The organism is Morganella sp. GD04133 (genome assembly GCF_029835375.1).
Classification (GTDB): domain Bacteria; phylum Pseudomonadota; class Gammaproteobacteria; order Enterobacterales; family Enterobacteriaceae; genus Morganella; species Morganella morganii_B.
Genome location: NZ_JAODZS010000068.1, coordinates 1 through 6,877, shown reverse-complemented (window position 1 = coordinate 6,877; position 6,877 = coordinate 1). Strand labels below are relative to the sequence as shown.

Genomic DNA, 6,877 nt, shown 5'->3' with positions numbered 1-6,877 from the left:
TCGACGTACAACTCTGAAACCGGCACCAGATACGTTTTTTTGACCGTTGTCTCCGTACCGTTCTTATCTTTTGACTTGTAATGCAGCGATAAAGAACTCATAATTACTCCTGTATGTATGTTCAGTTAATGCGCCTCTGCTGCTACAACAGCCGGGGCGTTTTCTTTTGCTCTCATTACTGAAAGCTCACCGATCTGCTTCCACAGAAACCGGTATTCTTCTTCGCTTATCTTTTTTTCACCCGGCAGGACAAAGTCAGTGATACCGGCTGCGGCTAATGTCTCGCATATCTCCGGTATTCTTTCGGTTCTGCGCATGATGGTTGAGTCATGAACATCAAGCAGTCTGGCGACTACTGTTTGAGATGTTGTCCTCAGAGCCTGATGTGCTGTTGCTATCAGATGATTCGATACAAAACGGTTTAACGTTTTGCGTGGATTTGCGTCATTCATAATTCATAATGTCCTTATTGAGATACAGTTATTCGCTCACTTCCTGTGAGGGGTTGCTGTGTTGAAAAATGTTCCAGCACATATCCGGAACGGGCTAAATTGTGTAAAGAGCGGTTGGCTTATGCAGCTTGCGGCGGGAAAACGTCATCTAACGAGCATTTAGCGCCAAGTTTTTGCAGGGCATCTACGATCTGTCGGCACTCACTCAGCCCCGGAGTTCTGGTGTTCAATTCGTAGTTAGCGATCCGAGATTGGCCCCACCCAATGGATGCAGCCAAAACAGCTTGAGAAATTCCTAATTTTTTTCGCTGTTCTGCAATGTTGTTCATAATTGGTGTCCTCCATGTATACAGCCAACATTACACACAATATGTGATTAACTGTCAATCACAAAACGTTTAAATACTTAAATCACGGTTTGTGTTAAAAGATGAGTATGAAAAAAATAAATGAAATCATCGGCGAAAGACTGAAGTCGATTCGCGAATCGAAAGGATTAAGTCAAGCGCAGCTTGCTAAGTTGTGTGGGTATTCTGCCGCCTCAAGAATCGGTAATTATGAGCTTGGCGAGAGAAAAATAAGTGCAGACGATGCGATTATCATCAGTGAGATGCTGGGGGTATCTCCGGCTGAGTTAATGTTTGGCAGTCAAGCTGAACAGGTGGTGAGGAATTATTCATACCCGCTTTTCACCAAAGTTCAGGCTGGATGCTTCACTGAAAACGGAAATTCATATACCGAAAGAGATGCGACGGATTGGATTCCAACGGCAAAAAAAGCCAGTAAGAAAGCTTTTTGGCTAGAGGTTGAAGGGCATTCCATGACTGCCCCGCAGGGCGGGAAACCAAGCTTCCCGGAAGGCATGCTGATACTTGTTGACCCTGAAGAGGATGTTGAGTTCGGGGATTTCTGTGTGGCTCGCATGCTAAACGATGAATTCACGTTTAAGCGACTGATCAGGGATGGTGGTGTTGAATATTTAGAGCCACTAAACCCCCGTTATGAGCTGATAACTATCAACGGTAACTGCCAGATAGTGGGAAAAGTGGTTAAGTCACAGTGGCCTGACGACACGTTTTAGGGTGTATATTTATGAGTCTAGCGGAAAAAGATCAATGGTAACAAAATGACTAGTAAAGAAAAAATAGAAAATTTTGAAAAAATTAGCTATATAGTCCCGTTTAGCGATAAGGACGATAACAAAGCTCCCATTACCAGTATTGCCGTACCTCCTGATGCTAAATGTATAGACCTTAAATTTCATGTCGGACTTGTTGGGTTGAAGCCTAACTATAGTTATCAATTCAAGATATTTGTAATTCCAATTGATATATCAGTTCAAGCAGGAGAAAGCAAAACATTCATTGACCCTCTCGCGGAGGCATATTCAGTCAGGATGACCACGCCGCTAGTGAATGGGAAATACCTTGAGGGAGAGTTTGATGTTGATATGGACGAGATTCCGCTAACCGCCTGTGGGATTTACCAAGTAAATAGCTTCCTTTACGATTTTGATCTCAATGATAACGAAATCGAAATACATTCCTTATCAACATTTTTTGTCATAAAAAGTAAACAAAATGAAGAATAATGTCGTACAACTATCAGAAGGGAAAAGATACAGAGATAAAATCCCTTCCGGCGCCAGTCAGTCCGGTTCATTTGCTAACCACAAAAACGATGGATATACTGATCAAGGAAATGGCATAGGTGTAAGTGAGGATATTGACATGACCAGAGAAGAACTAGACGCAAAACTAGCTCAGAATAAAGCCGAAGTTCAGGTTATAGCCTCTGGTATGCGCGAGGAGATGGCTCACTGGCGCGAAGAGCAAAACGCTCAAATGGGTAAAGTTATAACCACTCTTTCAGTGCTTGATGTAAAGCTTGATGAGCGTTATGAAAACCAAAAAACAGCATCTACTCGCACTCAGTGGCTGATTGGGCTTGCTATAGCAGTCGCAGCCGTCATACCTGCGGTGATAGCATTACTCAAATAGTAAAATTAATTAAATAACCCCCAGCCCTCCCCGCGAGGGCTTTTTTGTGCCTATCTCTCAACCATCTTTATCGCATCATTCAGTAACGCCTTGATTTCCTTCGTTGGTGCTTCTTTCTTGTGCTTCCTGAGTTCGTCTATCAAATCATCCCGGCAAATGACATCACCGCGACTGTGCAGTGTGTACATCACCACCTTGCCGACAATCCCCATTACCTTCTCATAGTGCTCTCGCTGTTCTGCTTCGGTCATAAATCCCCCTATGTTTTCGGCATAATGGATATTTATTGACCAGATCATTGTGATCCACCACACAAAATGTGACTAATCGAGAAATTATTTTTCTTTTAAAATCATAATCATTACTCTCAATTGAGTCATTAAACACATTTTGTGGTTGACATTAAAATCACATTTTGTGAATATACTCCCATCAACGGCACGGAGCCAAAGATAAAACGGACTTAGCTCTTTAATAATCGGGAACCTGATCTGAATAAGTGTCAGATCACCACTGAGTGGTTTTTGGGGTGTAGCGACCGGCACCAAAAGTAATCAGCAGCGCATCCACATATGCAAGCTGAGTCGGGAGCGGCGCTGGCGCAACTTGTGGTAGAGCCAAGCCGACATCGCTACACCACCAAAAATTACTCAGGAGGCAATATGGCAACAATTACTGTTATTCCAAAGAAAGACAACGCGAAGAACTGCCGGTTAGCAAAGCAAAATGCTTTCTGGGACAGAAAGCGTGAGGAGTATGCAGCGAAGCCTAAAAGCCGCTCAGTGGAGGAGATTTTTGATTCAGTTTTCGGGCGGCCGGCAGACGAAACAGATGTGTTTGCAGAGCTGATTATCGGTCTGAAAGATGCACCGGAAGCGCCACGCAAGCAGCTGAGAATGAACCGCAAGCCGATTATGCCGAACGGTGGCATTACGGCAAGGGCATGACCTGATGGGTTGTGTGAGCGCAGATAAACGAACAGGAGGACATACCAATGGTTAAGTAACGCGGATAGACCGCAGTTGCATAGCGACAATGGTTAGGTAGTGACTAACCCCTGAGTAGCCGGATGGCTAGCCTGTGTAGCGACGGGTCAAGGTTTAGATTACAAGTAGCTCTGGTAAAGCAGCGGGAACGCCAAACCCGCACCAGTTATTAGCGGCCAAGAGGCGACAGCAACTCAAGGGCATGAGCGAGGCCACTGCGAGAGTGTGGCAACTAATCACAGCCCATTCGGTGAGTGGGCTATGGTGGGTTAATTAGCATGTTAATATTCGAGTTACTAACAAGTGTTTAATTGATTGGATTTAAATTATCAACACATGATTTAACCTTATTAGCCGCATCATATACTTTTTCATGAGAGATATTAATTGCAATATTATTACGCAACCTTGGGTATATTGACTTAAGATTAAATTTATAGTTCAACAAATAAATACTCACTTCATTACCACTATTGTAATTTCGTCTAACAAATCTATTAAAATCATATTTTTCATCTACATAAATAACAAATTCATCACCATATTTTTCACTATATTTAAATTTAGTGCTTTTTATTCCAGAGCAATGCACGGCATGAACGTCACTACCTGTTTCAATCTTTAAACAAATATCATCAGGCTTGCATTGATTCGCAGCCATGGCAGACGTAGAGAGTAATAGAGCCACAACAACAGGTAATTTCATAATTATAAATCCACTTACTTAAATTAAGCGGAGTATATCAGTATTTTAACACCAGGTAACAAAATAACACCCCGCAGCGGGGATAACTATTAACAGGAGTACGCATGCAATTGAGAATAGACAAAGCAACGCTTCTGGCTGTCATGGAATGCATGGCGGTAAGAGATGTTCGCTATTACATCTGCGGAATCTGCTTCCTTCCCGATGGAAAGGTGGCTGGCACTGACGGACACATGCTTGCTTACGGTGAACATGATAACCAGATTGACCACGAAGTTATCCTGTCTGTCGGAAAGCTACCCACCAAAACATTTGATTATGCGGTTTTTGATACAGACGCAGGCATTGTGAAACTTCTGACCGATGAAGAAGTAACCGTTGGTGTCACGCTTTGCGGTGTCATTGATGGTAAATATCCGGATGTCTCTAGGGTAATGAGAAATGCAAGAAACGCAGATGAGCAGTTGCCATCAAAAATAGGATTTAACGCTGGATATATGGCGAAGCTGGAAAAAATAGCCAAGTACGTTAATCCGAAACTTCCTGCACTTCAAATTCAGGTAAAGACGGCGTGTGATGCGGTTATTTGCGACATCGTAAACCCACATAAAACACCTGTGTCGGTATTAATTATGCCGATGCGGATTTAGTTATCGGACATCACATAGCACAGGGAAGTGCATAGGAGGAAGTATGACAGATAAAGAATTACCACTGATTTACAGCAAAGACGGAACGCATGATATCGCATCATTGCGAGACATGTTTGCAGCCAAAGCCATGCAGGGTGATTGGGCTGCGCAAACCGAAGACACGGGATATTATTCCCCACAATCGGCCGACGTAATCCTAGATAACGCCGCTGAACTTTATTACCGCATGGCAGACGCAATGCTCAGAGCAAGGGAGAAATGACATGGAATTTAAGGGTACACCGGGGCCGTGGTACACAAGCAATGAAGGTCGGTTACTGGTAAGGGATGAGGAGTGGCAATGTGTTATTACTGACAGTATCGGATGTAACGGTGACGAGGAAGAAGTGGCGAACGCCAGACTAATAGCGGCAGCGCCTGATTTACTGGAAGCATTAATCGAACTCCGGAAACTGGTTGCTCACCACAACCAGGCGGACGCAGCAATCAACAAAGCACTTGGCCGCGAATAGCCGCCCTGCTCTCTTTCACACAGAAGTAACCCACCCTATAAATAAACGGAGTTAATTATGGCAAACGAACTGGTCGTTATCGAACCAGCGACAGCGCTCGACCTTTTTACAGCGCCGGATAAGGTTCAGGAATTAATTGTTAGTGTTGAGCGGGAAACTGAAAGGCGCAAAGCAGAATTAGGTGAGCTGAATTTATCCGTATTGGCGCACCGCAAAAAACTGATATCACTGGCTTTCGATGTCACCCGATCAAAAACTTACATCGATAAAGCCGGTAAGGAAGTAGTTGACGGACTGAAGGAGCTGCCGAAAAAGGTAGATGCAAGCCGCAAAATGTTTCGTGACGCGCTGGACTCTCTGGCGGCACAAGTAAAGCGCCCGGTAGAAGAATGGGAAGCTCAGGAAGCAGCCAGAAAGCAAGCTGAGGAAGCCCAGAGAGTAGTTGATGAAGAGAAAAGAAAGGCTGATGAACTCGCCAGATTGATGCCGTATCTTCATGCCGAAGCACTGGAAATGAACGCAGAGTGTGACCGGCTGATTGTTGAGAAAAAAGCCGAAGAAGAACGCAAACGCATTGAGCATGAAAACGAAATCAAGCGTCAGGCTGCAGAGCAGGCACGAATCGAAGCTGAGCAAAAAGCACAGCGTGACCGTGAATCGGCGGAGCTGAAAGCCAAACAGGAACGTGAAGCTGCGGAATTAAAAGCACGACAGGAAGTCGAGGCGGCAGCTAAGCGCGAACGTGAGGCTAGAGAGGCGCAGGAACGCGCAGAACGTGAAAAGCAGGAAGCTATCGCGAAGGCTGAGCGTGAAAAGTTGGCTGCAGTTGAAGCGGAGCGGCGCAAGGCAGAGGAAGCCGAACGCGCACGACTGGCAGAGATTGAGCGCCAGAAGCAGGAAGAATTAAAGCGCCAGGCTGATACTGCGCACAGAGCTAAAGTAAATAACCAGGCGATGCAGGATTTAATCGCCACAGGCATCCCAGAAGATTGTGCAAAGGCATGCATCATTGCCATCGCCAAAGGAGCGGTGTCATCAGTAAAAATCAATTACTGATGCCATGACCAGCGCATTCTACGCAGTCACCCTATTCATATCAGCATCACTCATCTTACTAATTTTACGGTAATCACATGACTATCAATCAGAACGTTTTCCGTCTGGCACAAGCACAGGCGCGGGTAGCTATACGCCAGAAATGCGATGACATCTGGTGGTTAGCAATGGAATTACTCAGAGAAAGTTACGGGAGGCAGATATGCAGATAACTTGCGACCACTTCAGCGTTTCCAGCAGAACCGGCGAGTCGGTAATCACTACCCACGGACGGGTATTTATAAACGGACTTGATTCTGAGGCTATAGGAAATAGCGATGCCGACATACAGGAGTTAGTCGGCACTGAATTACGGCGCATGGATGAGCAATCAGTCGTTGAAACGCTACGGAAAGCAGGGTTCGACATGGATGTTATCGCACAGCTTGCAGGGAGGAGCGTAGCATGAACGCATACGCAGTGCAGGATGCTCAGGAAGAGCGACGGCTGGAGCATGTGGCGTGGCAGGATGC

Annotated in this window: 12 protein-coding genes and 1 pseudogene; 8 read left to right on the top strand and 5 right to left on the bottom strand. The window is 45.1% G+C overall.

Annotated elements, in window-relative coordinates; translation table 11 throughout:
• The 3 genes and pseudogenes from N7387_RS20705 to N7387_RS20695 form a co-directional block, all read right to left on the bottom strand.
• Positions 1-101: pseudogene (locus N7387_RS20705) on the bottom strand (DNA-binding protein); the annotation flags it as partial.
• A gap of 24 nt (positions 102-125) precedes the next feature.
• Positions 126-452 carry a hypothetical protein gene (locus tag N7387_RS20700; RefSeq protein ID WP_279800886.1) on the bottom strand — a complete coding sequence of 109 codons (327 nt, stop codon included), beginning with the start codon at positions 450-452 and terminating at the stop codon, positions 126-128.
• Positions 453-571: 119 nt separating this feature from the next.
• Entirely contained in the window at positions 572-781 is a 210-nt protein-coding gene (locus N7387_RS20695; protein ID WP_279800885.1) for a helix-turn-helix transcriptional regulator, read from the bottom strand.
• A 107-nt stretch (positions 782-888) separates the two neighbouring features.
• Between N7387_RS20695 and N7387_RS20690 the strand changes: the two genes are divergently transcribed.
• The 3 genes from N7387_RS20690 to N7387_RS20680 are packed head-to-tail and all read left to right on the top strand — an operon-like array spanning position 889 to position 2,452.
• Positions 889-1,533, top strand: coding sequence for a LexA family transcriptional regulator (locus N7387_RS20690; RefSeq protein ID WP_279800887.1), 645 nt, complete (start codon positions 889-891; stop codon positions 1,531-1,533).
• A 45-nt stretch (positions 1,534-1,578) separates the two neighbouring features.
• Positions 1,579-2,043, top strand: coding sequence for a hypothetical protein (locus N7387_RS20685; RefSeq protein ID WP_279800884.1), 465 nt, complete (start codon positions 1,579-1,581; stop codon positions 2,041-2,043).
• Positions 2,033-2,452, top strand: a complete 420-nt coding sequence (locus N7387_RS20680) for a hypothetical protein (RefSeq protein WP_279800883.1) — start codon at positions 2,033-2,035, stop codon at positions 2,450-2,452. Before N7387_RS20685 ends, N7387_RS20680 begins: the two co-directional genes overlap by 11 nt.
• Before the next feature lie 50 nt (positions 2,453-2,502).
• Here the strand turns inward: N7387_RS20680 and N7387_RS20675 are convergent, their stop codons facing one another.
• A complete protein-coding gene (locus tag N7387_RS20675; protein ID WP_279800882.1) occupies positions 2,503-2,703 on the bottom strand; it encodes a hypothetical protein in 201 nt (66 codons plus the stop codon).
• A gap of 411 nt (positions 2,704-3,114) precedes the next feature.
• Between N7387_RS20675 and N7387_RS20670 the strand changes: the two genes are divergently transcribed.
• The gene (locus N7387_RS20670) at positions 3,115-3,399 is read left to right on the top strand and encodes a hypothetical protein (RefSeq protein WP_279800881.1); all 285 of its coding nucleotides are present in this window, start codon (positions 3,115-3,117) and stop codon (positions 3,397-3,399) included.
• A 346-nt stretch (positions 3,400-3,745) separates the two neighbouring features.
• Here the strand turns inward: N7387_RS20670 and N7387_RS20665 are convergent, their stop codons facing one another.
• Positions 3,746-4,144 carry a hypothetical protein gene (locus N7387_RS20665; RefSeq protein ID WP_279800880.1) on the bottom strand — a complete coding sequence of 133 codons (399 nt, stop codon included), beginning with the start codon at positions 4,142-4,144 and terminating at the stop codon, positions 3,746-3,748.
• A 104-nt stretch (positions 4,145-4,248) separates the two neighbouring features.
• Between N7387_RS20665 and N7387_RS20660 the strand changes: the two genes are divergently transcribed.
• Genes N7387_RS20660 through N7387_RS20645 form a run of 4 tightly spaced genes read left to right on the top strand, consistent with a single transcriptional unit; the run spans position 4,249 to position 6,365 of the window.
• Positions 4,249-4,794: a hypothetical protein gene (locus N7387_RS20660; RefSeq protein ID WP_096875405.1), complete on the top strand. Its 546-nt coding sequence runs from the start codon at positions 4,249-4,251 to the stop codon at positions 4,792-4,794.
• A 43-nt stretch (positions 4,795-4,837) separates the two neighbouring features.
• The gene (locus N7387_RS20655) at positions 4,838-5,059 is read left to right on the top strand and encodes a hypothetical protein (protein ID WP_228342896.1); all 222 of its coding nucleotides are present in this window, start codon (positions 4,838-4,840) and stop codon (positions 5,057-5,059) included.
• A 1-nt stretch (position 5,060) separates the two neighbouring features.
• Complete coding sequence (locus N7387_RS20650) at positions 5,061-5,309, top strand: hypothetical protein (RefSeq protein WP_279800879.1); 249 nt, start codon at positions 5,061-5,063, stop codon at positions 5,307-5,309.
• A gap of 57 nt (positions 5,310-5,366) precedes the next feature.
• Complete coding sequence (locus tag N7387_RS20645; protein ID WP_279800878.1) at positions 5,367-6,365, top strand: cell envelope biogenesis protein TolA; 999 nt, start codon at positions 5,367-5,369, stop codon at positions 6,363-6,365.
• Positions 6,366-6,877: the final 512 nt, after the last annotated feature.

Coding starts and splice junctions, on each gene's coding strand:
- N7387_RS20670 (WP_279800881.1), top strand. CDS start 3,115: ATGGCAACAATTACTGTTATTCCAAAGAAAGACAACGCGAAGAACTGC.
- N7387_RS20645 (WP_279800878.1), top strand. CDS start 5,367: ATGGCAAACGAACTGGTCGTTATCGAACCAGCGACAGCGCTCGACCTT.
- N7387_RS20685 (WP_279800884.1), top strand. CDS start 1,579: ATGACTAGTAAAGAAAAAATAGAAAATTTTGAAAAAATTAGCTATATA.
- N7387_RS20650 (WP_279800879.1), top strand. CDS start 5,061: ATGGAATTTAAGGGTACACCGGGGCCGTGGTACACAAGCAATGAAGGT.
- N7387_RS20655 (WP_228342896.1), top strand. CDS start 4,838: ATGACAGATAAAGAATTACCACTGATTTACAGCAAAGACGGAACGCAT.
- N7387_RS20690 (WP_279800887.1), top strand. CDS start 889: ATGAAAAAAATAAATGAAATCATCGGCGAAAGACTGAAGTCGATTCGC.
- N7387_RS20660 (WP_096875405.1), top strand. CDS start 4,249: ATGCAATTGAGAATAGACAAAGCAACGCTTCTGGCTGTCATGGAATGC.
- N7387_RS20695 (WP_279800885.1), bottom strand. CDS start 781: ATGAACAACATTGCAGAACAGCGAAAAAAATTAGGAATTTCTCAAGCT.
- N7387_RS20675 (WP_279800882.1), bottom strand. CDS start 2,703: ATGACCGAAGCAGAACAGCGAGAGCACTATGAGAAGGTAATGGGGATT.
- N7387_RS20665 (WP_279800880.1), bottom strand. CDS start 4,144: ATGAAATTACCTGTTGTTGTGGCTCTATTACTCTCTACGTCTGCCATG.
- N7387_RS20680 (WP_279800883.1), top strand. CDS start 2,033: ATGAAGAATAATGTCGTACAACTATCAGAAGGGAAAAGATACAGAGAT.
- N7387_RS20700 (WP_279800886.1), bottom strand. CDS start 452: ATGAATGACGCAAATCCACGCAAAACGTTAAACCGTTTTGTATCGAAT.